Genomic DNA, 26308 nt, shown 5'->3' with positions numbered 1-26308 from the left:
GCGCGGCTCAGGGGAGTTCGTATGATGCGCCCATGGCAAGCACGGGGGAATTGGTCGCCGGACGCTACCGCATCGAGACGCGGCTCGGCCGGGGCGGCATGGGCACGGTGTGGCGGGCCCGGGACGAGCTGCTCGGCCGTGCCGTCGCCGTCAAGGAACTGCACGTGAACGCCGGCCTTTCGGCGGACGAGACGGAGCGGCAGCAGGAGCGGACGCTGCGCGAGGCCCGGTCGGTGGCGCAGGTGAAGCATTCCGGCATCCTCGTGCTGCACGACGTGGTCCGGCACCCCGAGGAGTCCGCGCGGCCCTGGCTGGTGATGGAGCTGGTCGACGGGTGGTCGCTGGCCGACCGGGTGGCTGCCGGAGGGCCGCTGCCTTCGGCCGAGGCGGGCCGCGTGGGCCTGGCGCTGCTCGCCGCGCTGCGGGCCGCGCACACGGCCGGGGTGCTGCACCGCGACCTGAAGCCCGCGAACGTGCTCCTGGAGGCGGAGACCGGCCGCGTCGTCCTGTCCGACTTCGGCATCGCGCAGGTCGCGGGGCAGACGACACTGACGGAGACCGGGGCGTTCGTGGGCTCGCCCGAGTACACGGCGCCGGAGCGGATGTCGGGGCGGCGCTCGGGCCCGGAGTCCGACCTGTGGTCGCTCGGGGTGCTGCTGTGTACGGCCGTGGCGGGCACGTCACCGTTCCACCGGGACTCGGTGGCGGGGGTGCTGCACGCGGTGGTCCTCGACGAGATCCGCCTCCCCGAAGACAAGCTGGGCCCGCTGCTGCCGGTGGCCCGGGGCCTGCTGGAACGCGATCCGGAGCGGCGGCTCACGTCGTCCGGCGCGGAGGCGGCTCTGCGTACGGCGCTGAACGAGCCCGCACCACCCGCTGCGGCGGCCGCCTCCGCGACACCGGTCGCCCCGGCCACGCCCGCGACACTCGCCGGCCCGCCCGCCACCACGAGCCCCGCCGAGGCGGCCCCCACCCCGGCCGGAACCGTCCCCGACCCCCACCCGCCCTCCGGCCACGCCCCACGCTCGCGCCCCCGCTCCCGCAAAGCCGTCCTGATCGGCGCCCTGGTGGCCGCCCTGGTGGCGGGAGGCACGGCGACGGGGATATGGCTGGCGGCATCCGACGGGGACGACGCGGGCGGGCGCGACGGCAAGGGGGCGACGGAGGCCGCGGACCTCAAGGACCTGGAGCCCACCGCGAAGAAGTCCCCGGGCGGCCAGGACACCGGGCCCCGCGGGACCCCCGAGCCCGGGAAGTCGGCCGACTCCGGATCGAAGCCCACCGAAGGGCCCGGCAAGAAGCCCTCGTCGAACGGCACCGAGTCCCCCGACGCGACGAAGGACGGGATCCCCGCCGGATACCGCGAGTTCCCCGACCCGGCCGGTTTCTCCCTCACCCTCCCCGAGGGATTCACCCGCTCCCCCGAACCGCCCCGCGTCTACTACTACTCGCCGGGCAAGAAGTTCCGCATCGGCGTCCACCCCCAGCCCCGGGCCCCCGAGGGCCCCCTGTCGGTGATGCGCGAGGCCCACCAGAAGGGCCCTTCGAACTACCCCGGCTACCACGCCGGTTCGGTCACCCGCACCACTCACCACGGCAGGCCCGCCGCCCTGTGGACCTTCCGCTGGAACGGCGGCGCCGAGGACGGCGGCCCCCGCGTCACCTACGACCTGAGCTGGAACGAGAACGGCAAGATGCACGACGTGTGGGTCTCGGCGCCCGCGGCCAACGAGGCCGAGGGCAAGCAGTACTTCGACCGCGCCCTGAAGTCGTTCAGGTGGACCGCCTGACACTGCCACCGAGCCGCTCGGCCAACTCCCGTACGTGATCGACCAGTTCCGTCGGCTCATGGATCTCGAACGGCACCCCCAACAGCCCCACCCAGAGGGCCAGTTCGTCGAGCGAGTCCGAGCCACAGGTGAGGCGGCAGGTGCGCGCGGTGAGGGGTTCGACCGTGGCGGCGCCGGGAGACATGCGATCGGCGACGTCGACGGCGGGGGCGTGCACGGTGATGCGGGCCCGGTGGCGGTAGGGGGACGTGGACAGGCCGCGGGACGTGTAGGCGGAGAGGTCCGCGGCGGGCGGGGTACGGGGCGTGAAGCGGGGGCCGCCCGGGGTGCGCAGGGTGATGCGGTCGACGCGGAAGGTGCGCCAGTCGGCGCGGTCGGTGTCGTACGCGACGAGGTACCAGCGGCGGCCGGACGAGACCAGGCGGTGCGGGTCTGCGCGGCGCCGGGTCGTGGTGCCGTCGTGGGCGCGGTAGTCGAAGCGCAGGCCCTCGTGGTCGCGGCAGGCCGCGGCGAGCGCGGTCAGCGTCTCGGGCGCGACCGTGGGTCCGCCGTCGGCCAGCGGCACCGTCATGCTGCCGAGCGCCCGCACGCGGTGGCGCAGGCGGGACGGCAGGACCTGTTCCAGCTTGGCGAGGGCGCGCACCGAGGTCTCGGCGATGCCCTCGACGGTGCCGCCGGCCGCGACGCGCAGGCTCACGGCCACGGCCACCGCCTCCTCGTCGTCCAGGAGCAGCGGCGGCAGGTCCGTGCCCGCGCCGAGCCGGTAGCCGGCGAGTCCGGCGCTCGCGTGCACGGGGTAGCCGAGTGCGCGCAGTCGCTCCACGTCCCGGCGCACGGTGCGGGTGGTGACGTCGAGGCGTCCGGCCAGTTCGGCGCCCGACCAGTCGCGGTGGGTCTGGAGCAGGGAGAGCAGCCGGAGGAGGCGTGCGGAGGTTGTCGGCATGTCTCTCAGACTGCCGCACGGTTAGGACCGAAGTAGTCCTAGGTGGCTCCTAGCGTGGTCTGCATGGACATCAACGAGCACTCCTCGAAGGCTTCCGACACCACCGCCCACGCCACCACCACCGCCGCCCACGTCACGACCGGGGCCGACGAAGCCATCCGCCCCTTCCGCGTCGCCGTCCCCCAGGCCGACCTCGACGACCTCCGCGAGCGGCTGCTGCGCACGCGCTGGCCGAGCGAGGCGCCGGAGCAGGGGTGGGCGCGGGGCGTGCCCGTCGCGTATCTGAGGGAACTGGCCGCGTACTGGGCCGACGGGTACGACTGGCGCGCCTGGGAGGCCCGCCTCAACGCGCACCCGCAGTTCCTGACGGAGATCGACGGGCAGACCGTGCACTTCCTCCATGTGCGGTCCGCGCACCCCGACGCGCTGCCGCTGATCCTCACCCACGGCTGGCCCGGCTCCGTCGTGGAGTTCCTGGAGCTGATCGAGCCGCTGTCCCGCGACTTCCATCTGGTGATCCCGTCCATCCCGGGCTTCGGCTTCTCCGGGCCGACGGGCGACGCCGGCTGGTCGACGGCGCGGATCGCCGCCGCGTGGGCGGAGCTGATGCGCAGGCTCGGCTACGACACGTACGGCGCGCAGGGCGGCGACTTCGGCAGCGGGATCTCGCGCGCGCTCGGTGCCCTCGCCCCGGACCGCGTCGTCGGCGTGCACGTCAACGGCGGCACCACGTATCCGAGCGCCGCCGAGGACGATCCCACGCTCACTGAGCGCGAGCGGGCCCGGGTGCGGCGCATGAACGCGTTCATGAACGAGGCGGGCGGCTACCTCGCCATCCAGTCCACCCGGCCGCAGACCCTCGCCTACGGCCTGACGGACTCACCCGTCGGCCAACTCGCCTGGATCGTCGACAAGTTCCGGGACATGACCGACCTCGCCCACGACCTCCCGCACGAGGCCGTCGACCGCGACGCGCTCCTCACGGACGTGACCCTCTACTGGCTCACCGGCACCGCGGGCTCCTCGGCCGCCCTGTACTACGAGGAGGCGCGGGCCTGGGGCGAGCCCGCCCCCTCCCCCGTGCCGCTCGGCATCGCCCAGTTCACGGTCCAGGACATCGCGCTCCGGCGCGACGAGGAGAAGATCAACAACGTGGTGCACTGGGCGGATTACGACAGGGGCGGCCACTTCGCCGCGCTGGAGGCGCCGGAGCTGCTTGTCGAGGACGTGCGGACGTTCTTCGCGGGGGTACGGGACGGTCAGCGCGCCGTATCACCCCCGGTCTCCGGATAGAACTCGCGCGGCGCCCCCCGCGCGTCCCGGGCCCGCCCGAGCAGCGCCGCCGGGTACTCGATCAGCCAGTAGCTCGCGGCGCCCACGACGGCGGCGACCGCGACGACGGTCAACGTCCCGACAGCGAAGCCGAGTTGGCCGCGCGGCAGCAGCCCCCACTTGTCCAGCTCCAGCATGACCGGCTCGTGCCAGATGTAGAGGCTGTAGCTGATGAGGCCGACGCCGGTCACCCAGCGTGCCCGCAGCAGCCCGTGCCACCGGACCCGGCGGCCGTCCCGTTCGCGCAGGTGGAGAGTCGCGAGGAGCAGCACGAACCACAGCAGCGCGGCCAGCGGGTGGTAGTAGGTGTGCGGGACGTTCTCCGGGTCGGCGGTGTACGACAGGGCGTACAGGCCGCCGAGCGCGGCGAGCGACAGCGTCGTCGCGACCCGGGCGTCCACCCGCCCCCGCTCCCCCAGCGCCACGAGCAGCACGGCGAGCGCCATGCCCGCCGCGAACCCGCCGAAGCGGGCCTGCGGGCCGAAGTACACGGGCCAGTCGGTGTACGGCACGTCCAGTGCGTAGTGCGCGTACGAGATCCACAGCACCGGCGCCGCGAACAGCGCCGCGCAGCCCGACAGGCACAGCGCCACCCGCGCCCGCCGCGTGGCCAGGCGCGCGCAGGCCCGGATCGCGAGCGGCCCGAGGGCCACCAGGGCCAGGTAGAAGGCGACTTCGAGGGAGAGCGACCAGGTGGGGCCGAGCGTGTAGAAGATGCGCTCGCGGTCGAGGACGTGCGTGAAGGTGAGGTGGCCGACCAGGTCGCGCCAGTCGCCGGGCAGCGTCGGGTTACGGCTCGACCAGACGACGAGCACCGCCAGGAAGTACAGCGGCAGGATGCGGACGGCACGCCGGAAGAGGAAGTCGCGGCCGGACCGCACCCCGCTCCCGCCCGCCGCCGGCCCGTCGATGGCGGCTCTGGCGTACGACAGCGTCAGCAGATACGCCGACATCACGAAGAACAGGTCGATGACCTCGAGGGAGATCAGCGCGCCGAGGTAGGGGTTGTCGACGGGCGGGTGCGCCCCTGCCGCGTCGTACGTGTAGTACTGCTGCCACACGTGGAACACGACGGTGCTGAGGGCGGCGAGGCCGCGGAAGCCCTGGAGTTCGACGGCTCGGGCGCGGGCGGGCTTGTGGGTGCGGGGCCCGGGGACGGGCTCGGCGGGGAGCGGGTGCTCCTTGGTGAGCGTGGTCCCCTCAGAGGGTTCGACGGCCGTACTCACGAGGCCTCCGCGTCCGCCGTCGCGGCCGCGCGCGGGGTGACCCGCCACTGCCGCTCGCCCAACGCCTCCTTGAGATGCGCCTGCCGGGCCACGAGGTTCTTGAAGTGGGTGTAGAAGACCGTGGTCACCAGCAAGTACCGCCAGAACCAGGCCTTCTTGCGCCGCAGTTCGGGCACCGCGAGCCGCCACGCGAAGGCGGCCTGCACCACCCCGGCGGACATCGTCACCGCCGCGGCCATCAGGCACACCGGCACCGCCCAGTCCAGCTTGTCCGCGCCGCCGGCGCGCCAAGCGGCGTGCAGCAGCACCGGCAGGATCTGGAGCGTGAGCCAGGGCTGCACCTCGCGCCACCCCAACAGCACGAACAGGCCGGTCTTCTGACGGCCCGTGAACCGGTCCGACCGCAGGGCCGCGCGCAGATGCCGCAGCGACACCTGGAGCCAGCCCTGCGCCCAGCGGGAGCGCTGGTTCCACAGGGGCCGCAGCATCGTCGGGGCCAGCTCGCGCGAGATGAGGGTGCGGTCCATGGCGATGCGCGCGCCCGCGCCGAGGGCCCGCATCGTGGAGTCGATGTCCTCGGTCAGCATGGAGCCGTGCATCCGGGTGCGGGCGAGGACGTCCGTGCGCCAGAAGCCGTTGGAGCCGCCGAACACCCCGAATCCGTAGAGCCGGGTGCGGCCCGGATGACTCACGGCGTAGATGGCCTCGAACTCGACGGCCACCATGCGCGCGACCCACGAACTGTCGCCGTTGCGCACCACGCAGTGCCCCTGCACGACGTCATACCCGTGGGACAGCCAGTCCCAGGCGTGCCGGAACGCGTCCGGCGCCGGGTGGTGGTCGGCGTCGAAGACGCCCACGAACTCGCCGCGCACCCGCGTCACGGCGGCGTTCAGGTTCTGCGCCTTGGACGTGGAGCCCGCGACGGGCAGCAGCACCAGACGCGGGTCGCGGCGCGCCACCTCGCGCAGGGTGTCCTCCACGGGCAGCGGGTGCGGGGTGTTGTACGCGAGGACGATCTCCAACTCGCCCGGGTACTCCAGGCGCAGAAAGGACTCGACGGTGTCGACGATCGTCGCCGCCTCGTTCGGGAGATACGCCGCGATGACCGCGCTCGCCGCCGGATACGGCTGCGCGGCGGCCTTCGGCCGTGGCTCGGCGTCCAGCGAGAAGAAGCACTCCAGGACGATGAGCAGCGCCGACGCGACGAGCCCGGCGACCACGACCCAGTAGGCGTACGCGGCCACGTCCCAGCCCAGTTGGTCGTACGCCTGCTGGTACAGCAGGAACGGCACGCCCACGCCGAGCAGCAGCATCAGCACGGGCGACAGGAGCGGGGTGAGCGCGGACCGCAGGGTGCTCAGGCCCACGCGGGCGCGGGCGTGCCGGGGCCCGTCGGCCGCCTTCGCCCGCATCCACGGCTCCCAGCGCACCGGGCGCAGATCGCGGTGGCGCAGCGCCTCGTCGATGGCTTCGCGGGCGCGGCGGGCGGCTTCGTCGTGACCGGGGGCGGCTTCCCGCGCCGGCGGCTGCGTACGAGGCTGCGTCGGGGACTGCGGCTGCGGCGCGGAACTCTCGTACGCGTCGAGCGGGGTGAAGCCGATCGCGGGCGTGAGGCGTACGTTCTCGTCCGCGACGACGAAGCGGGTGCCCGCGACGGAGGCCGCGAACGAGGCGAGGCCGCGCGTGGCGGTCTCCTCGTCGACGCCGGGCATCAGGACGAGCAGATGCCCGTCGTCGTCCCAGCCGAGCCGGTCGCAGACGCTGCCCAGCCTCTCGGCCACCTGGGCGAGGCGCTCGGCGACCTCCCGGTGCACGCGCGGCCCGAGCCGCTTCTCCAGGGCGGGCATCTCGGCGACCCCGACGACGGCGAGGACGCCGCCACGCCGCGCGGCCGGGGGCCGGCGCAGCTCACGGTCGAGCTCGTCCATGAAGTGGGGCCCGGAGTAGAGCCCGGTGCGCGGGTCGCGGAGGAGTTGGTCGACGGGTACGGGGACGCGGTGCAGCTTGGCCGCGATGCGCGCCGAGAGTTCGACGGGCGCGCAGCCGCTGGGCAGGCAGTCGTCGGCGCCGCGGCGCAGCAGGTCGGCGACGGCTGCGGGCTCGCGTGCCGCAGTGCCGACCATCACGAGCGGCAGCGCCTGCCCGGCCGGTTCGGACCGCACCTCCGTGATGACCTCGCCCCCGCAGCGACGCCCGCCGGGCCCGTCGTCGAGCGCGACGATGGCGTCCGGCGGAGCCTGGCGGATGTGGGGGTGTACGTCGCCGGGGACGGCGTGGTCGACCTCGTATCCCGTGGATTCGAGGGCTCTGGTGAGCTGTTCGCGGTCGGGGCCGGGGGCGCCTATGGCGAGGACGCGGCCTATGGAAGAGGATGGCGAAGCTGATGATGAGGGTGAGAGGTGCGAGGTGAGCAAGTGTTGGTCCCATCCTGTTCGGATTGTGGGGGAGGACCGGTTGAACCGACTCGGCCGACGACCGACCGATTCGGCCAATGACTGTCGGTTACTGGCTGTTGACTTGTTCATCACCGAACAACCCCTGAAATCAGGGACAAACGGCCGCTTCAGCCTCAACGATCACTGTGACACCGCACCTTCAGCGGCGTAACGCTCTCATTAAGTCGCCGTGCACACACTGAGGAGTACGACCCGTGGATTCCGAGCCTCTCTTCCCCGCCCTGACCTCGCCGGGCCCCGCCCCCGCCCTGCAGTTCGGCGACCGCGTGGTGACGTACGCGGAACTGGCCGCGACGGCCGGCGCGCTGGCGTCCCGTCTCACCGCGGCGGGCGCGACGCGCGTGGCCGTGTGGGCGACGCCGACGCTGGAGACGGCGGTGGGCGTCGTCGCGGCGCTCGTCGCGGGCGTGCCCGCGGTGCCGCTCAACCCGAAGTCGGGGGAGGGTGAGCTGGGGCACATCGTGGCGGACAGCGAGCCTTCGCTGGTGCTGGCGGGGGCCGGGGAGCGGTTGCCCGGGGTGCTTGAGGGGCTGGGGCGGGTGGATGTGAGGGCGCCTGCGGCGGGCGCGGTGGACGCGGCGGGCGCCGGGGCCTCCGCGGACGGCGTGAGCCCGGCCGCCGCGCTCCCCGCCCACACCCTCGACCCCTCCTCCCCCGCCCTGATCGTCTACACCTCCGGCACCACGGGCCCGCCCAAGGGCGCCGTCCTGCCGCGCCGGGCGATCTCCTCGACGCTCGACGCGCTTGAGGACGCCTGGCAGTGGACCGCGGACGACGTCCTGGTGCACGCGCTCCCCCTTTTCCACGTCCACGGCCTGATCCTCGGCATCCTGGGCCCGCTGCGGCGCGGCGGCGCGGTGCGGCACCTGGGCAGGTTCAGCACGCAGGGCGTGGCGCGCGAGCTGGCCGCGGGCGGGACGATGCTGTTCGGGGTGCCGACGATGTACCACCGGGTCGCGGAGGCGCTGCCCGACGAGCCCGAGCTGGTGAAGGCCCTCGCGGGCGCGCGACTCCTCGTGTCGGGTTCGGCGGCGCTGCCGGTGCACGACCACGAGCGGATCGCGTCCGCGACGGGACGCCGCGTCGTCGAGCGGTACGGCATGACGGAGACCCTGATGAACACCAGCGTCCGCGCGGACGGCGAACCCCGCGCGGGCACCGTCGGCGTGCCCCTGCCCGGGGTCGAACTCCGCCTGGTCGACGAGGCGGAGGGCGAGATCGCGCCGGACGCGGGCCCGGAGGCGGTCGGCGAGATCCAGGTGCGCGGCCCGAACCTCTTCTCCTCCTACCTCAACCGCCCCGACGCGACGGAGGCCGCCTTCGCCGACGGCGGCTGGTTCCGCACCGGCGACATGGCGGTGCGCGACGCCGACGGCTACGTACGCATCGTCGGCCGCAAGGCCACCGACCTCATCAAGAGCGGCGGCTACAAGATCGGCGCCGGCGAGATCGAGAACGCCCTCCTCGAACACCCCGCGGTCCGCGAGGCCGCGGTCACCGGCGAACCCGACCCCGACCTCGGCGAGCGCGTCGTCGCCTGGATCGCCCCCGCCGACCCCGCCCTTCCCCCCGCCCTCGACGACCTCGCCACCCACGTCGCGACCCGCCTGGCCCCGCACAAGCGGCCCCGCGTCCTGCACCTGGTGGAGGCGCTGCCGCGCAACGACATGGGGAAGGTCCTGAAGCGGGCGCTGGGCGCGGACACGCCGTAGCGGCGGGGCCCCTCCGGCCGCCCGTCACGTCAGGGCCTCGCCTCCGAAGTGGGCGCCGCGGGCAAGCTGTTCGGACCGTGCACGGAGTCCAGAACGGCTTGCCCCTGGCTGTCCACGAACCTGGTGAACAGCTGCTGGGAGTACCCGAAGATGACGGCCCACGCGATGATCTGCGCCGTCGAGTCGAGCGCGCTGAGCCCCGGGACGAAGCCGCCGCGCATGAGCAGCAGCCCGAGCGCGGCCGTCAGGGCACCGGTGGGCAGCTTCAGGAGCGCGAGGGCGACGGGCACGTTGTACGGCAGCGCGGTGCCTCTGATCCGCCTCAGGGTCGCGGCGGCGGCGACGGAGGCGGAGACCACGCCGATGATCTCGACGACGAGGTAGTCCTGGGCTCGGGCGATGCCCATGATGTCACCGGCACTCGGTGCAGCCGGGAAGTCCTTGCTGAAGGACGGGCAGACCACCTTGAACATCGTGCCGTGCACCGGATAGGAAACCCCCGGAAAGCCGCTCGAAGAGGAACCCCCCTGCGGGGCGATCTCCGGAGTGAAGCAGAGCGGGACCGCGGTCTCCCAGATGCACGTCATCACCGCGACCGCGACCGCCACGAAGGACAGCCCCACCGTCACCGACATGACGATCCACACGAAGCTGCGGACACGAAGGGTCTCCCTCCGGAGCAGCCGCCGGGCGAGGCTGACCGTCTCGGCCAGGAAGGCGCGTTCGCTGAGCGTGAGCTCGCCATTGTGCTGGAGGCTGCGCGCGATCTCCGTGGCGCGGGTACGGCGTCGGTCACCGGGCGAGAAGTGCTCCTCGATGAGCGCGAGCATCTGCGGGAGCAACGCCTTGATGTCGTCGCCCGAGGCCATCCAGACCATGAGGTTCAGGGCGGCGTCGACGTGCGACTGGGCGGCGCCGAGGTGTGCGGCCCGCCGCATGCGGGGGTGCTCGGTGTGCGCGAGCGCGAGCCTGGCCCGTTCGAGCTCCTCGTACGCCTTGCCCGAGTAGTTCTCCACCATGTCGCGCCGGCTGTCGTCCTGCAGCGCGCTCTTGGCGACCGCGTGCAGGATCGCCTCGAGTTCGGTGATCCTTGCCCGCAGACCCTCCTTCTGCTCCCACGGCCCCATTTCCCCACGGGAGGACCTCTCCTCTGCTGCCTCACCGGTCTTCGTGCCCATGCAGGCCTCCCTCGCTCGCGTCACGTCTCATGGCGCGAGTCGGTCGCGGCTCGGCAGGCCTGCACAGGTGATCGACCAATTGGGCTGTGAAGTTCGCCCGCCGGGGCTACCGCACGCCCACCCCCCGCACAATCTCCTGCTTCACCGCTCCGCCCCGGTCGTCCGCCACCGAAGCCCGCAGCGAGATCGCCTCCGCGTCGCGCGGAACCCTCAACTCGCCACGCCAGGCAGCCAGTTCACCGGACGAGCCCCGCTTCAGCCGCACCGACGACCACGTCTTGCCGTCGTCGTACGACACCTCAAGCCGGGCGGAACCGATCACGCCGGTCCCCACGGCGCCCTTGATGTACTCGGCGGACAGACCGATCGGCAGCCGGTGTCCGCCGCGCACCTGACCGGAGAGGTCGGTGTCGACGTCGAAGCCCAGGTTCAGCATGGGCAGGAACGTCTTGCGGTCCTCGGGGGTGCGGGCCGAGCGGACGGTCCACTCGGAGTGGGCCTCGGTGGCCAGGCGCCAGCGGTCGGCGTCGAGGGCGGTGTCGGTGACGACCTTGTAGGTGCGCTCCTCGGGGTCGGCGCCGGTGACGTACGCGCCGGAACTCTTGCGCCGGTCGACCAGCTTCCCGTCGGCGTACACCGACGTCTCCTGGGTCATGGACTCGTCGGACCAGACGTCGCCGAAGCCGGTGTGGTCGGGGCCCGAGTCGCCCCAGCCGGGCACGTTGAAGTCCAGGTTGTCGCCGCTGCGCTGCTGCCCCCAGCCGAGCCCGGTGCCGAGCCAGGGGCGCCAGACGGGCCTGAACCAGTCGAGCGGGGTGTGCTTGCCCGCGCGGTAGTCGACGAGACCGCTGCGCTGCTCCAGCGAATCCGGGCCGTAGCGCACGGACTCGTGCCAGAGGCGGCCCTTGCCCGCGGCGACGTAGTCGGTCCGCTTCGCCGGGTAGGAGATCCGCTCCGGGAAGCCGAGCCCGATCTTGAAGGTGTCGGTGAGGGAGTAGCGGAACTCGCCGCCCGGTTCGGTCCGGCCCGTCGGCGCGTGGAACTTCGTGTCGACGACGGCCAGTTCACGCTTGCTCGGCGCGTACGTCAGGTCGCGCGAGGGGATCGCGCCCGTGTGCCCGTCCTCCAGGTCGTACACGTACGGCGTGTAGGTCGTCGCTTCCGTCTCCACCGAGCGGCCGCGCCGCGCGTCCTCGCGCAGCTTGGCGCCGTCCGCCGCGTCGACCGTGGCGATCCGCAGCGGCCGGTCCGCGTTGTCGTCGGTGCCGAACCACGCGTTCAGCCGGCCCGGCACGTCGTCCGTCACGAACAGGGCCTTGGCGCCCGCGTCCTGTGCGGCGTCCGCGAGTTGTCCGGGCGTCGGCTGCCCCGCCGCGCCCGTGCGGCGTACGACAACTGCCTTGCCCTTGACGTCCTTTCCTTCGTACGCGGCCGGGGTGCCGTCGCCCGCGTCCACCAGCTTCAGCCGGGACCGGCCTTCCCCGACCGTGCTGCCGGGCTGGGCCACAGCCTCGCCGACGCCCTTGACGTCCAGGAGCGGCTTGCCGAGCCGCCACACGGTGCGGTACTCGAAGCGGCCGTCACGCACCTTGGCGGTCGGCGCCGCGAACACGCTGTCGTACTTCACGGGCACCTGCGCGGCGCCCTGGTAGGTGGAGCCGTTCGCGGTCCTGTCGAACTCCATGACGAGCTGCCGGGTCTCGGCACTGCGCGGCACCTCGGCCGCGATCTCCCTCAACTTCCGTGCGTCCAGGGTGACTTCACGATCCCGGTCCAGGGTGATCTCGGGCGCGGCGAGGAAGCCGAGGCCGAGCGAGTCCTTGCCGTGGCTGCCGCGCACGTCGAGGAAGGACGACAGGGCGTAGCCGCCCGGCTCGAGGCGCAGCTTCAGCTCGCCGGAGGCGCCGACCGCTGCCGGATAGGCGTCCGCGTCCTTCTTCAGCGGCTGCACGACCAGGTCGGCGGGGCTCGCCGCCCCGTCGCGGTCCTTCACCTTCACGGTGAGCGTGTACCGCTCCTCCTCCTTGACCAGGCCGAACGCGGTCCGCGTGACCTCCTTGCCGCCCGCGCTCGCCACGATCGCGCCGCTGGTGGCGCCGACGGGAGCCTTCGCGCCGTCGCCGGTGACGGTAGTGGAGGCGGTGCCGTGCGCGGGGACGGTGAGCTCGGTGTCGGCCAGTGCGACGACACCATCAGCCGCGCCGCGCGCAGCCAGCGTCAACTCCACAGACTCTGCCGAGGAGTTGGTGTACGTCACCGTCCTGCTCACCGGCTTGTTGTCGCCGTACGGCCAGCGGTAGAAGCCGAAGTCGGCGCCGCCCGTGGCCGTGACCCGCGCGCCGATCGCCGACGGCACGTCCACGCGCCCGGCGCCGAGCTCGTACACGGACGCGTCCAGCGCGTGCGAGCTGGACATCAGGGCGTCCTTGAGCTGCTGCCCGCTCCAGCCGGGGTGCCGCTCGGCGAGCAGGGCCGCGACGCCCGCGATGTGCGGGGTCGCCATCGACGTACCGCTCATGGAGGTGTAGTAGCCCTGCCCGGAGGTGAGTTGGGACCGGGCGGCGAGGATGTCGACGCCGGGGGCGGACAGGTCGGGCTTGAGGGCGTTGTCGCCGAAGCGCGGGCCCTGGCTGGTGAAGTACGCGGCCTTGTCGGCGGAGTCGACGGCGCCGACGGTCAGCGCGGAGTCGGCGGCGCCGGGCGAACCGATCGACGACTGTGCCCCCGTGTTGCCCGCCGCGACGACGAAGAGCGCACCGGTCTCCTTGGAGAGAGAGTTGACAGCGGCGGCCATCGGATCGGTGCCGTCGCTCGCCTCCGACGAACCGAGGCTCATGGACACGATCTTGGCGTCCACGTCCTTGGCAGCCCACTCCATGCCCGCGATGATCTCCGACTCGCTGCCGAAGCCCTCGTCGCTGAGCACCTTGCCGACGGCGAGGTCCGCGCCCGGCGCGACCCCCTTCTCCTTGCCGTCGGACGCGGCGCCGCTGCCGCCGACGGTGGAGGCGACATGGGTGCCGTGACCGCCGCGGTCGGCGACTTCCTGCCCCGGTATGAAGCTCTTGGTGTCGCCTGTCCGGTCCTTGAGGTCGGGGTGGGTGAGGTCGGCGCCGGTGTCGAGGACGGCGACCTTCACCCCCTTGCCGGTCAGCCCGGCCTCCCAGGCCTTGGGGGTACCGATCTGGGCGTTGCTCTCGGCCATGTCCTTCTCGACGCGCCCGTCGAGCCAGATCTTTCCGATGCCGCCGCCGAAGGAGCGCGAACTCTCTTGCTGTGTACGTGAGTTGGCGCCGGTGTTCGTAACATCCCGCCAGAAGGCCGTGCCCTTCTCCGCCTTGAGGGCCGCGCCGCGCACGCTCGGCAGCGAGCGGACCTTGTCGGTGCCGCGCGGGGTGCGGGCGTCCCGTCCGGCGCGGGTCTTGTCGTACGTGACGATCAGCGGCGTCGTCGCCCCGGCACCGCCGAGCCGCGACAACTCGGTCACGTCGAACAGGCGCTTGTCCAGGACGCCCGCGCGCAGATAGGGGCGCGCCTCGTCCGGTACGACGGTGATGCGGCCGTCGGCCACGGAGGTGCGCACGGCGCCGCTCGCGCCGGGCGGGCGCTCCACGGTGACGGTCTGCCTGCCGCGGCCGAGCGGGGTGACGGTGACCTTGTCGCCGGTGACGAGGGTGACGGTGCGCACCGTGGACTGCCGTGCGCCCGCGGCCTGTTGGGCCGGGCCTTCGCCGGGGGTGGCGGCCGTCGCGGTCACGGTGAGTCCGGCCGGGATCAGGGTCAGGGCGAGCCCGGCCGGCAGGATTCTGAGTCGGGCTCTGCGACGGCCTCGGGGGGCGCTTCGGGGTCTCGGCATCAACGCGGCCTCTCTTCGTGGGCTCCGGGTGGGGGGTGGTCCCGGGTGCTGCGAAGAAGTGTCGGTCGCGTGGTGTTGCGGGAGAGTTGCCACGGACTGGCGGGAAGCTGCCAGGGCGGCTTTCCGCCAGGTCGGCGGGGCGCGCACGGAGGCCTTCGGCACCGGCTCGCGCGCCTTCGGCTCCGTCAGGGCTGCGGATCGCGCGCGTCGTAGCGCAGGAACGTCCGTGACCGGGTCACCAGGAGCCCCACCGCCACCACGCAGGCGACGCCGCCGCCGATGATGGCCGCTCGGGGCGAGGCGAGGTCGCCGACGGTGCCGGCCAGGAAGTCGCCGGCGCGGGGGCCGCCCGCGACGACCACGATGAACACGCCCTGGAGGCGTCCGCGCATCGCGTCCGGTGTGGCCGCCTGGAGCATCGTGCTGCGGAAGACCATCGAGATGGTGTCCGCGCACCCGGCGAGGGCGAGGAAGACCAGGCCGAGCCAGAGGTTGCGGGTGAGGCCGAAGACGGCGACGGCCGTGCCCCAGCCCGCCACCGAGAGCGCGATGGCGAGCCCGTGCCGGTGCACGCGGCCCAGCCAGCCGGAGAACACCCCGCCGAGCAGCGCGCCCACCGCGGGCGCCGCCGCGAGCAGGCCCGCCGTCTTCGCGTCGCCGCCGTACCAGACCACGGCGATCGCCGGGAACAGCGCCCGCGGGTGCGCGAGCACCATCGCGCACAGGTCGGTGAAGAAGGTCATGCGGATGTTGGGGCGGGTGGCGAGGAAGCGGAGGCCGTCGATGACGGAGGCACGTTGCCGCTTGTCGGCGGGACCCGTTCCCACCGCCTTCGCCCCTTCCGCGTCCGGGCCGTCGGCCAGGGGCCGCATCGACGGCAGCCGCCACATCGCGTACAGCGCCGCCGTGAACGCCACCGCGTCGATGACGTACGCCGCCTGATAGCCCCAAAGACCCACGAGGAGGCCGCCCAGCATCGGGCCGAGCATCGCGCCGGACGTGGTCGTGATGGAGTTCAGGGCGTTCGCGGCGGGGAGCTGCTCGGGCGGGAGGAGGCGCGGGATCATCGACGTGCGCGCCGGGGAGTTCAGCGCGCCGCAGGTCGCCTGGAGCGCGACCACGCCGTACAGGAACCACACGTGGTGGTAGCCGATGAGGGCCGCGCCCGCGAGGGCGAAGGACAGGGCGCACAGCCCTGCCGACGAGTACAGGCCGAGCTTGCGGCGGTCCATGGTGTCGGCGATCGCGCCGCCGTACAGGCCGAAGACGACCAGCGGGACGAGGGAGAAGAGGCCGACCAGGCCGACGGAGAAGCTGGAGTGCGTGATGTCGTACACCTGGAGCGACACCGCGAGCGCCGTCATCGCCTGGCCGACCCAGGAGATGGTGTTGCCGACCCAGAGGCGCCGGTAGTCGGCGGAGGTGCGCAGGGGGGTCAGGTCGGCGAGTATGCGGCGCTTGGGGGTGGAGTGCGTGGCGTCGGCTGCTACGAGGGGGTCGCCCTCACCGGATGTTATGGGAGGTTCGCCCTCGTCGGACCGCCCGGGTTGCCCGGACTGTCCGTCAGGTGTGTCTTTCGCGGATGCTCGTGTCACAAGGGATGCTAACCGGCGGCGGGTTGGCCGCCACCGAGGGCCGGGTCGGGCCGCCGCCCCCGAAAGATCACCCGCGCGGCGGCACCCCGCCCGGCGCATCCCAGCGCGCGCCCCGCCCCCGGCCGCCGCACGATGCGAGTCAGGACCGCCGTCCGGCGGCCTCGACTCGGGCCGTCGTCCGGCGGCCCGCACGGTCTGCGCTCTCGGGAGGATCTGCCATGACCGTCAGCCTGGAGAACTTGCGCCGCTGCCATATCGCCGTCGACCTGGGCGCCGCGCGCACGCGGGTGTTCGTGAAGGGCGCGGGACTCGTCGTCGACGAGCCGAGCGCCGCCGCGGTGAACACGCGGACGGGCGCGCTGATCGCGGTGGGGCAGTTCGCGGAGCAGATGACCGGACGCACGCCCGGATACATCCGTGTCGTACGGCCCGTGTCCGGCGGCACCGTCGTGGACATCGAGATGTGCCAGCGGATGCTGCGCCATCTCCTCGGCGAGAAGCTGCGCCGTACGCTGCGCCGCAAGCCGCGGCTGCGGGCCGCCGCGTGCACGCCGCACGACGCGGATCCGCTGGCGCAGCGGGCGGCGGTGGAGACGATGGTCGGGCTCGGCGCGCGCCGCGTGGAGCTGGTGGACACGCTGATCGCGGCCGCGGTCGGCTGCGGCCTTCCCGTCGAGCGGCCCGAGGCGACGATGATCCTGGTGTGCGGGGCGGCCACGACGCAGGTCGCGGTCCTCTCGCTCGGCTCCATCGTGACGGCCGAGCGGATCCCGGTGGGCGGCGAGGCCATCGACCACGCGATCGTGCAGCACCTGCGCCACCAGCACGAGTTGATGCTGCCGTCCCAGTCGGTACGTCCCCTGCAGCTCGCGCTCAGCGGCAACGGCCTGACCCCGCAGGGCCCGGAGTCCACGGAGATCCACGGCCGGGACGTGGCGACGGGCCTCGCGCGCTCGGTGCAGGTGGACACCGCCGCCGTCCGCGACGCCATCCACACCCCGCTGACCGCCGTACTCGACGGCATCGGCAAGGTCCTGCGGGACTGCCCGCCCGACCTCGTCGCCGACCTCGCGGACCGCGGGATCATGATGGTCGGCGGCAGCGCGCTGCTCCCCGGCCTCGACCAGATGCTCGTGAACGCCACCGGCATGCCCGTCCACATCGCCGAGCGGCCCGACGTGTGCGCGGTGCTCGGCCTCGGTGCGATGCTTGAGGGCAAGATCCAACCGCTGGTCCTGGACCCGCTGGCGGGCTGAGCGAACGCTCTTGCCCGCGGGACGCTCGAGTTCCGTCTCGCGGGCCGCAGACTCATGGGGAGTACGCCGACGACATGACCGACGACGTCAGCGAACCGTCGCTGCCGCTGCTCCTGGACGCGGTCCTCAGCGTCGGCACCGAACTCGAACTGCGGGCCACGCTGCAGCACATCGTGGACAGCGCGACGCGGCTGACCGGGGCGGACCACGGTGTCCTGCGGGTGACGGCGGCGGGGGACGGTGGGCGGCCGGATGTGTTCACGTCGGGGGAGATCACGCCCGAGGCGGGCGAGGCGCCCCTGACAGGTGAGGCACCCGTGCCCGGTGAGACACCCCCGCCCGACAAGGCGTCCTCCCCGTCCTCCCTCAGCATCCCCATCCTCGTGCACGACGAGGAGTTCGGGACCCTGCATCTCACGTCCGGGGCGGCCGGTGGGTTCTCCGGCGCCGATCTGGGGCTGCTGCGGGTGCTCGCCGGGCAGGCCGGGATCGCGGTCGGCAACGCGCGCCTGTACGAGACGGCAAGGCAGCGCGAGCGCTGGATCGAGGGGGCGGCCGCGGTCACCACCGCGCTGCTCACCGGTGAGGCCGCCGCCGACGCGCTGATGACGGTGGCCCAGCAGGCCCGGCGGCTCGCGGGCGCGGCGGCGGGCGTGATCCTCCAGCCCACCGAGGCGGGCGGCATGAGCATCGTGGCGGCGGCCACGGACACCGAGCGCGGCGAGCTGCCCGCCGAGCGCCGCACGCACCCCGCGGCGGCCGCGCAGAACGACATGATCGGCACCACCATCGAGCCCGGCAGCGCCGTCCTTGAGCAACTCCTCGGCGGCGAACCGGTGTTCATCGAGGACTCCGCGACCGACCCCCGCATGACGACGCGCGTACGCTCCCGATTCGGCCCCAGCATGATGCTGCCGCTGCAGGCCGGGGGCCGCCTCATCGGCACCCTCGCGCTGCCGCGCCGCCGCGGGGAGCACGCGTACACGGCGGTGGAGCGGCTGCTCGCCACGCAGTTCGCCTCGCAGGCCGCGCTCGCCCTCGTCCTCGCCGACGCGCAGCAGTCCCGGCAGCGGCTCGCCGTCTTCGAGGACCGCGACCGCATCGCACGCGACCTGCACGACCTCGTCGTACAACGCCTGTTCGCGACCGGGATGATGCTGGAGTCCACGCGGCGCAGGGCCGGTTCGGCGCCGGAGGAGACGGCGCTCGACCAGGCCGTGGACGAGCTGGAGTCCACCATCCAGGAGGTGCGTACGGCGATCTTCGCCCTCCAGCAGCCGCCCGCCGACGCGCCGACCACCTTCCGGGGCAAGGTCCTCAAGGAGACCGCGGGCGCGGCCGCGCTGCTGGGCGTGCAGCCCTCCGTCCACTTCACCGGCGCCGTCGACACCCGCGTCACGGAGCCCGCCGCCGGTCACCTCCTCGCCGCCCTCCGCCGGGCGCTCGCCGCGGCGTCCCGGCGCGTCGACGTCACGCGGGTCGATGTGGCGGTCGACGCGGGGGCGGGGTTGCCGGACGGGCGCACCGGCGTGCGGCTTGTCGTCTTCGACGACGGGTCGACGGGGGACGCGAGCGCGGGGACGACGGTCACGTGGCAGGCACCGTTGTGACTGGGGGCGCTGCCGCTGCCCCCAGACCCCCGCTCCTGTCAGCCCGCGCCGCCACCCCGCGTCTGGGGCTTCGCCCCTCTCCCCCAATCGGCGCTCCGCGCCTCGTCCTCAAACGCCGGACGGGCTAGACCTTGCCGGTGCGGCTGGGTTGGTTCTTTCAGCCCGTCCGGCGTTTGAGGACGAGGCCGTCCAGGCCGATGGCGGGGGTCCGGGGGCGGCAGCCCCCGGTTTCGGGAAGGGGCGGGATTGGGGAAAGCCCCGCCAGGGCCTACAGCTCCACCACCGAAACCTCCGTCGCCTTCACGCTCGTCCACACCTCCACCCCGTCCCCCAGGGAGAGCTCGGCCGCCGCGGCCGGGGTGATCTCGGCGACGAGATCGGGCGCCTCCGGCGAGGTGACAAGGACACGCAGGCGACTCCCCGCCGCGGTGATCTCGCGGACCGTACCGGGCCAGACATTGCGAGGGCTGCCGGCCGGCTTCTCCCGGTGCACCGACACCGCCTCGGGGGCAATGACGGCAAGGGCACGGACCCCGGCGTCGAGAGGATCCGCGACGACAAGCCGCCCAGCCCCCGCAAGGGCGAGCGTGCCGTCGGAGTCGGCGACACCCGGCCACGCGTTGCGCCCCAGCATCCGCGCGACCCACGGCGAACGCGGATGCCGCGTCACCTCGGCGGGCGGCGCGTCCTGCAACGTACGGCCTTCGTCGAGCACGAGGACCCGGTCGGCCAGCGACACGGCCTCGACCGGGTCGTGCGTGACGATCAGACAGACACCGCCGAAACCGTCGAGGTGCCCGCGCAGGGTGTGCCGTACGTGGGACCGAGTCGTCTGGTCGAGCGCGGCGAGCGGTTCGTCCAGGAGCAGCAGCCGCGGGCGCGCGGCGAGGGCGCGGGCGAGGGCCACCCGCCCCGCCTGCCCGCCGGAGAGCTGCGCGGGCTTGCGGTGCGCGAGGTGCCCGATCCCGAGCCGGTCGAGCCACTCCTGCGCCGCCCGCCGGGCCGCACCGCGCGGCACGCCCTGCGCCCGCAGCCCGTAGGCCGTGTTCCCGAGGGCGTTCAAGTGCGGGAAGAGCGCGCCGTCCTGCGGTACCCAGGCCACCTTGCGCCGGTGCGGCGCGAGCGCCGTGACGTCGGTGTCGCCGAGGCGCAGGTCGGCGTGCGCGCGGGGAGTCAGACCGAGGAGGGCCCGCAGGAGCGTGGTCTTGCCGGCGCCGTTGGGGCCGACGACGGCGATGGTGGTGCCGGGGTCGGCGTCGAGGCTGAGCTCGGTGAACCCGGTGACATCGGCATGCAGGCTCCAACTCCCGCCCTCGTCCAGCGACTTGGATACGTCGACAGCCAAGGCCTCGGACCCGACGGCACCAGACGTCTGCGGCACATCGGCGACACCCGGCGACTCAGGCACACCCCGGTCCACCGCCACAACCGCACCCCCACCCCCTCCCCCGGCCCACCGCCCCCGCAACCCCACCAACACAGCCATCGCGATGGCGAGCAGCAGCAGGGACACCGAGGTGGCGGCCTCAGGCGAGTCCTGGAGGAGCAGGTACACATGGAGCGGCAACGTCTGCGTCGTACCGGGCAGGTTCCCCGCGAACGTGATCGTCGCGCCGAACTCGCCCAGCGCCCGCGCCCAGGTGAGCGCGGCCCCGGCGGCGAGCCCCGGCGCGACCATCGGCAGCGTGACGGTGAAGAACACCCGTACCGGGGACGCGCCGAGTGACGCGGCCGTCTCCTCGTAGCTGGGCCGCAGCCCCGCGATGGCCCCCTCCAGGCTGATCACCAGGAACGGCATCGAGACGAACGTGGCCGCGACGACCGCGCCCGAGGTGTGGAAGGGCAGGATGACGCCGAAGTTGTCCTCCAGCCACGGCCCGAGCAGCCCGCGCCGCCCGAACCCGAGCAGCAGCGCGACACCGCCGACGGTCGGCGGCAGCACCATGGGCAGCAGCACGAGCGAGCGTACGAGCGCCTTACCGGGAAACGGCACCCGCGCAAGCAGCCAGGCCAACGGCACGCCAAGGACCAGCGAGAGCCCGAGCGCCCAGAAGGACACGACGAGCGACAGCTGAAGAGCCTCGGTCACCCCCGGGCTCGACAGGTGCTCCCCGAGCTCCCCCCACTCCGTACGCGCCAACACCCCGATGAGCGGCATCAACAGCAACGCGACAGCGAGCAGCGCGGGCACCGCGAGCACAAACGGCGCACGCACGCCGCCCCCGCCCGGACGAGATCTGCGGAAGCGGTTCATCGATGGATCCTGACGTACGAAGCGATCAGCGGCACAACTGCGGGGCCGGGCCGTGCCCCGAAGGGGCGCGGGGCTGCATCGACATGCGGCTCCGCCGCGGGGCGCGACCAGCCCCCACCGAGCCGCAGGCGAAACAGAAAACCGGGCCCGGCCGGCTACGGCTTCTGGAAGCCCGCGTCCCGCAGAATCTTCTGCGCCTCCGGCGTGGCCAGCCACTTCACAAACGCCTCCGCGGCCTCCTTGTGCCCGGACTGCTTGAGCGCAGCGGCCGGGTAGGAAGCCACAGCGTTCTGCGAGTCAGGGATGGTGACGGCGTCAACCTTGTCGGGCGAGACAGCCGCATCCGTCTTGTAGACGATCCCCGCATCGGCCTCGCCGAGCTCGACCTTGCTGAGCACCCCGCGCACGCTGGTCTCCTGCGAGACCGGCTTCACCTTGAGCTTCTGCGCGTCGAGGACCTGCTGGCTGTAGCGCCCGACGGGCACCTCGGGCGCGGCGAGCACGACCTTCAGGTCGCTGCCGGTGAGGTCCTTGAGGCTCTTGACCTTCTTGGGGTTGCCGTCGCGGGTGGCGATGACGAGCCGGTTCTTGGCGATGACGCTCGGCGTGCCGGTGTCGGACTTCAGGCCGTCCATGGTCTTGGTGTCGGCGGTCACCAGGGCGTCGGCGGGCGAGCCCTGCTTGACCTGCGCGGCGAGCTCCTGGGACCCGGCGAAGGAGAAGGTGAGCTTCGTGCCCGGGTTCTTCTTCTCGTACGTCGTCTCGACGGTCTTGAACACGTCGGTGAGCGAGGCCGCCGCGAGGATGGTCAGGTCGGCCTTGGGCGCGGCACCGGCCTTGGCGCCGCTGCCGCTGCCCTTGTCCTTCTTGCTGTCGCCGTCGTCGTTGCCGCAGGCGGCGAGCGGAAGGAGGAGCGCGGCGGCGGCCACGACGGCGGCGGCGCGGCGCCGGGTGCGCGGGGAAGGCGCGGTGCGGGCAGGGCGAACGGGCGGAACGGGGGACATGAGCGGTACTCCTCGCGGGGCGTTCGGGCGTTCAGACGCGGTCGATGTGCACGCTGGTGGACTTCACGCGGGCGGTGGCCTCCATCCCGACCTCCAGGCCGAGCTCCTCCACCGCCTCACGGGTGAGCAGCGAGACCAGGCGGTGCGGGCCCGCCTGGATCTCGACCTGAGCGGCCACGTCACCGAGCTTCACGGCGGTGACGATGCCGGGGAAGGCGTTGCGCGCGGACGTGTACGAGTCCTCGTCCTCGCCGGTGCCGCCCGCGCCGTTCTGGGCGAGTTCCACGGAGAACGCGGCCAGGTCGCGCCCCTCGATGAGGCGGCGCCCGGCGTCGTCCCGGTGCGTGGCGACGCGGCCGGCGTCGGCCCAGCGCCGCGCGGTGTCGGGACTGACGCCGAGGAGCCGGGCGGCCTGGCCGATGGTGTAGGACTGCATGTGCAGCACGATAAGCCCGTTTGCCTGGCATCTGTAAAAGTTCAGGCGAACACACATGGCAGATGCGAGCCCACACCCTGCGACCTGGACGATGCCCCAACCCCGCTCCCCGGGGCCGGGGAGCGGGGCCCGGGGCGTCCCGGCGGAGCACTCAGCGGGCCTCGGAACTCCGCACCGTCAGAATCCGCACGCTCCGCTCCCCCTCGTGCCCGTCCCGCCCGTGCCAGCACCGGTAGTTGTCGAGTACGAGGACGTCGCCCGCGTCGAGGCGGAAGCGCGGCAGGGCGGGTTCGAGGCCATGCACGGCCACGGTGAAGCGTTCCAGCATGGCGGTCACGTACGCCGCGTCCGGGTCCCGGTGCAGCGGCGCCGCGCCGTCGGTGCGGCGGACGACCCGGCGGCCGGTGCGCGTCCACTCCACGTGCCGGCCCACGCTCGGCGTCGCGGGCAGCCCGCGCAGGCCCGCCCACGCGCCGTACAGATCGACGTCGAAGTCGGTGAGGAACGCCCGCAGCTCCGGGTCGGCCGTCGCGAGCCCGTCCACGAAGCGGCCCGCGTCGAGCACGAAGGAGTGCCCGCCGGAGGGTGCCGGGCGCACGCACTGTACGAAGACGTGGTCCTCGTCCGGGTGGCGGCGCCGGGTGGGTACGCCCCCGACGTCCACCCGCACGTCGAAGCTGTCGGCGTGCAGGTGGACGGGCCCGCCGTCCCGCGACGTACGCAGCCGCTGCGGGTACAGCTCCCGCAGCCGGGCGCCGAGCACGCGCGCGGCGGCGACGGTGAGAGCGTCGCCGCCGGCGGCATGCGCGGACAGGACGACGGCGCCGTACTCGGCGAGCAGCGCGGGGGCCTTGCCGAGTTCCTCACCCGCGACGCGGGGCGGCTCGATGCCGTATCCGGGCGTGACGCCCGGGAGTTGATCACTCATTCCGTGAATCTCACAGTCAGTCGTTCTGTACGTCGCGTACGTCCGGTCGCCGCGCGAACCCGCGCGCGCTCGGCACCAGCGCCGCCGCCGCGGGCGCCGCGAAGCACAGCACCGCGCACACCGCGAGCACCGGGCGGGCCCCGAAGTGCTCGATGGCCGGGGCGATCAGGGCGAGGCCGAGGGGGGCGAGGCCGTAGGACAGCATGAAGTCGAGGGACGAGACGCGGGCCAGCTTGTCGGGCTCGACCTCGCGCTGAGTGGCCGTGAACCAGGGCACGTTGAACAGTTCGATGCCGATGCCGGCCACGGCGTACGCGGCCACGACGACCGCCCAGTGCACCGGAAGCAGCAGGCTGAGCGGCGCGAAGCCGTACAGGCCGAGGCCTGCGAGGGCGGCCCAGCCCTGCGCGCGCGGACGCCAGCGCGCGACGACGACGGCGCCGCCGAGCGCGCCGAGGGTGTACGCGGTCATGGCGGCGGCGAGGACGACCCCGGTGTCGTACTTGTCCCGGCTGACCATCGGCAGCGCGACGCCGGTGGCCGAGTAGCCGGTGGAGATGACCACGGTCAGCGCGCCGAGCCCGGCGAGGAACCAGGGGTGCCGCCGCGCCTCCCGCAGCCCTTCGGCGAACTCGCCGAAGAAGGAGGGGCGTTGGCGGGGTACGTCCCCGTCGGCGCCGCCCGGGTCGGGGGCATCCGCAACGGCGTCGTCGGCGACACCCGCAACCCTCGGACGCCGCACGCCCGGCCCCGGCACCAGCGCCGCCGCCAGCCACAGCACCCCGATGCCGAGCAGCAGCACCCAGGTGTCGAGGACCACGGCGAGCAGTGCGGTGAGCGAGGGGCCGGTGAGAGTGGTGGCCCGCACGGACAAGGTCATCGCGGCGTTCGCGGACTGGCGCCGGCCCTCGTCGACGACTTCGGCGGTCAGCGCCTGGAACGCGGGGCGGCACGCACCCTGACCCGCGCCCGCGACCACGGCGGCGGCCAGCATCAGCGGGAGGGAGCGGCCGAGGCCGACGGCGAGAAGGGGCGTCGCGGCCGCGGCGGCGAGGCCCGCCCAGAGGACGACGCCCCGCCGCGAGTAGCGGTCGGCGAGGACACCGCCGACGGCGACGGCGACGAGGAATCCCGCGGTGCGGGCGGCGAGCAGCAGTCCGAGCGTCGCCGCGCCGATCGTGCGGTCCAGCACGGCGAGCCCGAGCACGAACGGCAACGCCCAGGTCGCGAGCCCGGAGGCGGTGGTCCCCGACCACAACCGCAGAAACGCGACGTCACGCAGCACGCCGCGCCCGCGGGCCGCCCCGTCCCCGGCTTCGGCGGCATCCGCCTCGGCAGCGACCGCGGCACCCTCGCCCTCGTCCCGTGAGGCCTCCGGCCCCTGTGGATCCCCCTGGGCGCCCGAGGCCCCCTCGGCCTCCCCCGTCCGTATCGGCGTAGTCGCCACGGCCCGCACTCCTCTCCAGTAGCCCGTACGGGCCCGGAACCGGCCCCGTACGGATCTCGAAATCGTTATGCGACCCCGGCGCCACCCCCAACAGGCCTACAACTCCCGGCTGTTGACGGCACCCGGCGAGCCCCCGCCGTCCGGCGGAGCCCACCCCGAGGCACGCTAATGAAAATGATTGCCATTACAGTACCCTTATCGCGTCCCACCCGAGACCGGAGGTCCCATGCGTCACCGTCACCCCGCCCGCTTCGGCACAGCGGTCCTCGTCCTCGCCCTGACGGCGGTCGGCTGTTCGTCGTCCGACGGCGGCGGCAGCGGCTCCGCGTCGGACGACAAGGCGTCCAGCAGCGGGACGAACGTCACGAGCTGCGGCAGAAAGCTGAGCTTCGACGGCCCGCCCGAGCGCACCGTGGCCCTCGACCAGTCCTCCACCGAGGTCCTGCTCGAACTCGGCCTCCAGGACCGCATGGCCGGCACGTCCAACCTGAAGACGAAGATCGCGCCGGAGTACAAGGCGGCGTACGACAAGGTCGACGTGCTCAGCCCGAAGATCCTCACCGGCGAGCAACTGCGCGCCGCGACACCGGACTTCGCCCTCGGTGGCTTCACCGACTACTTCACCAAGGACCGCGTCGGCACCCGCGAGGAACTCGCCGACCTCGACCTGCCGACCTTCGTGAGCGCCGTGGACTGCCCGAAGCAGAACACCGCCGGCGCGGACAAGAAGGCGGGCAAGAAGGCCAAGTCGCCCTTCGACCTGCTCTTCCAGGACTACACGGACCTCGGCAAGATCTTCGGCGTCGAGAAGCGCGCCGCGAAGCTGGTCGAGGACCAGCGGGCGACGCTCACCGAGGCGGCGAAGACCGCGGACCGGGTCAAGGGCGAGCCCACCGTCGTCTGGCTGTACTCCGTCTACGGCGACACCCCGTACGTCGCGGGCAAGAGCGCGATACCCAGCGAGATGAGCCGCACCGTCGGCGCGAAGAACGCCTTCGACGACCTCGACGAGGACTGGCCGACCGTCACCTGGGAGCAGATCGCCGAGCGCGACCCGGACTTCCTCGTGATCGGCGACCTCTCCGAGCGCGGCAAGCCGGGCGACAGCGCGGCCGACAAGCTCAAGGCGATCCGCGCGAACCCAGTGATGTCAAAGCTCTCGGCGGTGGAGAAGAAGCGGTTCATCGAGATTCCGGGCACGGAGATGGATCCCTCGGTGCGTACGGTCAGCGCGCTGCCCCGGCTCACGGCGGGGATGAAGGACCTCGGGTATGTCCGCTAG

Annotated in this window: 17 protein-coding genes; 6 read left to right on the top strand and 11 right to left on the bottom strand. The window is 73.1% G+C overall.

What is annotated here, in order from left to right; genetic code table 11:
* The first annotated feature begins 32 nt into the window (after positions 1-32).
* The gene (locus IEY91_RS15015; RefSeq protein ID WP_189174309.1) at positions 33-1790 is read left to right on the top strand and encodes a serine/threonine-protein kinase; all 1758 of its coding nucleotides are present in this window, start codon (positions 33-35) and stop codon (positions 1788-1790) included.
* Here IEY91_RS15015 and IEY91_RS15010 read toward each other — a convergent pair.
* Entirely contained in the window at positions 1774-2733 is a 960-nt protein-coding gene (locus IEY91_RS15010) for a helix-turn-helix transcriptional regulator (RefSeq protein WP_189174308.1), read from the bottom strand. The two genes, IEY91_RS15015 and IEY91_RS15010, sit on opposite strands and share 17 nt — an antisense overlap.
* A gap of 63 nt (positions 2734-2796) precedes the next feature.
* Here IEY91_RS15010 and IEY91_RS15005 point away from each other — a divergent pair, with 63 nt between their 5' ends.
* Entirely contained in the window at positions 2797-4026 is a 1230-nt protein-coding gene (locus IEY91_RS15005) for an epoxide hydrolase family protein (protein WP_189174307.1), read from the top strand.
* Here IEY91_RS15005 and IEY91_RS15000 read toward each other — a convergent pair.
* Both IEY91_RS15000 and IEY91_RS14995 read right to left on the bottom strand, forming a co-directional pair.
* A complete protein-coding gene (locus IEY91_RS15000) occupies positions 3993-5291 on the bottom strand; it encodes an acyltransferase family protein (RefSeq protein WP_189174306.1) in 1299 nt (432 codons plus the stop codon). The genes IEY91_RS15005 and IEY91_RS15000 overlap by 34 nt on opposite strands.
* Positions 5288-7708 (bottom strand): glycosyltransferase, encoded by a 2421-nt coding sequence (locus IEY91_RS14995; protein ID WP_189174305.1) that lies wholly within the window; start codon positions 7706-7708, stop codon positions 5288-5290. Before IEY91_RS14995 ends, IEY91_RS15000 begins: the two co-directional genes overlap by 4 nt.
* Positions 7709-7944: 236 nt before the next feature.
* Here IEY91_RS14995 and IEY91_RS14990 point away from each other — a divergent pair, with 236 nt between their 5' ends.
* Entirely contained in the window at positions 7945-9462 is a 1518-nt protein-coding gene (locus tag IEY91_RS14990; protein WP_189174304.1) for an acyl-CoA synthetase, read from the top strand.
* 29 nt (positions 9463-9491) lie between these two features.
* On the opposite strand, the gene IEY91_RS14985 is transcribed toward IEY91_RS14990, so the two are convergent.
* The 3 genes from IEY91_RS14985 to IEY91_RS14975 all read right to left on the bottom strand — a co-directional run bounded on the left by IEY91_RS14985 (position 9492) and on the right by IEY91_RS14975 (position 16091).
* Positions 9492-10640 (bottom strand): hypothetical protein, encoded by a 1149-nt coding sequence (locus IEY91_RS14985; RefSeq protein WP_189174303.1) that lies wholly within the window; start codon positions 10638-10640, stop codon positions 9492-9494.
* A gap of 106 nt (positions 10641-10746) precedes the next feature.
* Entirely contained in the window at positions 10747-14496 is a 3750-nt protein-coding gene (locus IEY91_RS14980) for a S8 family serine peptidase (RefSeq protein ID WP_189174302.1), read from the bottom strand.
* A gap of 185 nt (positions 14497-14681) precedes the next feature.
* A complete protein-coding gene (locus tag IEY91_RS14975; protein ID WP_373287946.1) occupies positions 14682-16091 on the bottom strand; it encodes an MFS transporter in 1410 nt (469 codons plus the stop codon).
* A 218-nt stretch (positions 16092-16309) separates the two neighbouring features.
* On the opposite strand from IEY91_RS14975, the gene IEY91_RS14970 reads away from it, so the two are divergent.
* Both IEY91_RS14970 and IEY91_RS14965 read left to right on the top strand, forming a co-directional pair.
* Positions 16310-17347: a rod shape-determining protein gene (locus tag IEY91_RS14970; RefSeq protein WP_164325338.1), complete on the top strand. Its 1038-nt coding sequence runs from the start codon at positions 16310-16312 to the stop codon at positions 17345-17347.
* Between the two features lie 74 nt (positions 17348-17421).
* Positions 17422-18957: a GAF domain-containing protein gene (locus tag IEY91_RS14965; RefSeq protein WP_164325336.1), complete on the top strand. Its 1536-nt coding sequence runs from the start codon at positions 17422-17424 to the stop codon at positions 18955-18957.
* Positions 18958-19225: 268 nt separating this feature from the next.
* Here IEY91_RS14965 and IEY91_RS14960 read toward each other — a convergent pair whose 3' ends face one another.
* The 5 genes from IEY91_RS14960 to IEY91_RS14940 all read right to left on the bottom strand — a co-directional run bounded on the left by IEY91_RS14960 (position 19226) and on the right by IEY91_RS14940 (position 24843).
* Positions 19226-21211: an ABC transporter permease gene (locus IEY91_RS14960; RefSeq protein WP_189174301.1), complete on the bottom strand. Its 1986-nt coding sequence runs from the start codon at positions 21209-21211 to the stop codon at positions 19226-19228.
* 155 nt (positions 21212-21366) lie between these two features.
* Positions 21367-22215: a molybdate ABC transporter substrate-binding protein gene (modA, locus tag IEY91_RS14955; RefSeq protein WP_189174300.1), complete on the bottom strand. Its 849-nt coding sequence runs from the start codon at positions 22213-22215 to the stop codon at positions 21367-21369.
* A gap of 31 nt (positions 22216-22246) precedes the next feature.
* Positions 22247-22651: a TOBE domain-containing protein gene (locus tag IEY91_RS14950; protein WP_189174299.1), complete on the bottom strand. Its 405-nt coding sequence runs from the start codon at positions 22649-22651 to the stop codon at positions 22247-22249.
* Between the two features lie 151 nt (positions 22652-22802).
* Positions 22803-23579 carry a TauD/TfdA family dioxygenase gene (locus IEY91_RS14945; protein WP_189174298.1) on the bottom strand — a complete coding sequence of 259 codons (777 nt, stop codon included), beginning with the start codon at positions 23577-23579 and terminating at the stop codon, positions 22803-22805.
* A 16-nt stretch (positions 23580-23595) separates the two neighbouring features.
* Positions 23596-24843: an MFS transporter gene (locus IEY91_RS14940; protein ID WP_229696994.1), complete on the bottom strand. Its 1248-nt coding sequence runs from the start codon at positions 24841-24843 to the stop codon at positions 23596-23598.
* Between the two features lie 409 nt (positions 24844-25252).
* Between IEY91_RS14940 and IEY91_RS14935 the strand changes: the two genes are divergently transcribed.
* Entirely contained in the window at positions 25253-26308 is a 1056-nt protein-coding gene (locus tag IEY91_RS14935; protein ID WP_189174297.1) for an ABC transporter substrate-binding protein, read from the top strand.

This window comes from Streptomyces lasiicapitis, from assembly GCF_014646335.1.
GTDB lineage: Bacteria > Actinomycetota > Actinomycetes > Streptomycetales > Streptomycetaceae > Streptomyces > Streptomyces lasiicapitis.
Note: the sequence above shows the minus strand (reverse complement) of the source record. Positions and strands in the feature narration are given on the sequence as shown.

Excerpts from the sequence above, each read along its gene's own strand:
- IEY91_RS15015 (WP_189174309.1), top strand. The coding sequence starts at position 33 with ATGGCAAGCACGGGGGAATTGGTCGCCGGACGCTACCGCATCGAGACG.
- IEY91_RS15010 (WP_189174308.1), bottom strand. The coding sequence starts at position 2,733 with ATGCCGACAACCTCCGCACGCCTCCTCCGGCTGCTCTCCCTGCTCCAG.
- IEY91_RS15005 (WP_189174307.1), top strand. The coding sequence starts at position 2,797 with ATGGACATCAACGAGCACTCCTCGAAGGCTTCCGACACCACCGCCCAC.
- IEY91_RS14985 (WP_189174303.1), bottom strand. The coding sequence starts at position 10,640 with ATGGGCACGAAGACCGGTGAGGCAGCAGAGGAGAGGTCCTCCCGTGGG.
- IEY91_RS14980 (WP_189174302.1), bottom strand. The coding sequence starts at position 14,496 with ATGCCGAGACCCCGAAGCGCCCCCCGAGGCCGTCGCAGAGCCCGACTC.
- IEY91_RS14970 (WP_164325338.1), top strand. The coding sequence starts at position 16,310 with ATGACCGTCAGCCTGGAGAACTTGCGCCGCTGCCATATCGCCGTCGAC.
- IEY91_RS14965 (WP_164325336.1), top strand. The coding sequence starts at position 17,422 with ATGACCGACGACGTCAGCGAACCGTCGCTGCCGCTGCTCCTGGACGCG.
- IEY91_RS14960 (WP_189174301.1), bottom strand. The coding sequence starts at position 21,211 with ATGAACCGCTTCCGCAGATCTCGTCCGGGCGGGGGCGGCGTGCGTGCG.
- modA (WP_189174300.1), bottom strand. The coding sequence starts at position 22,215 with ATGTCCCCCGTTCCGCCCGTTCGCCCTGCCCGCACCGCGCCTTCCCCG.
- IEY91_RS14950 (WP_189174299.1), bottom strand. The coding sequence starts at position 22,651 with ATGCAGTCCTACACCATCGGCCAGGCCGCCCGGCTCCTCGGCGTCAGT.
- IEY91_RS14945 (WP_189174298.1), bottom strand. The coding sequence starts at position 23,579 with ATGAGTGATCAACTCCCGGGCGTCACGCCCGGATACGGCATCGAGCCG.
- IEY91_RS14935 (WP_189174297.1), top strand. The coding sequence starts at position 25,253 with ATGCGTCACCGTCACCCCGCCCGCTTCGGCACAGCGGTCCTCGTCCTC.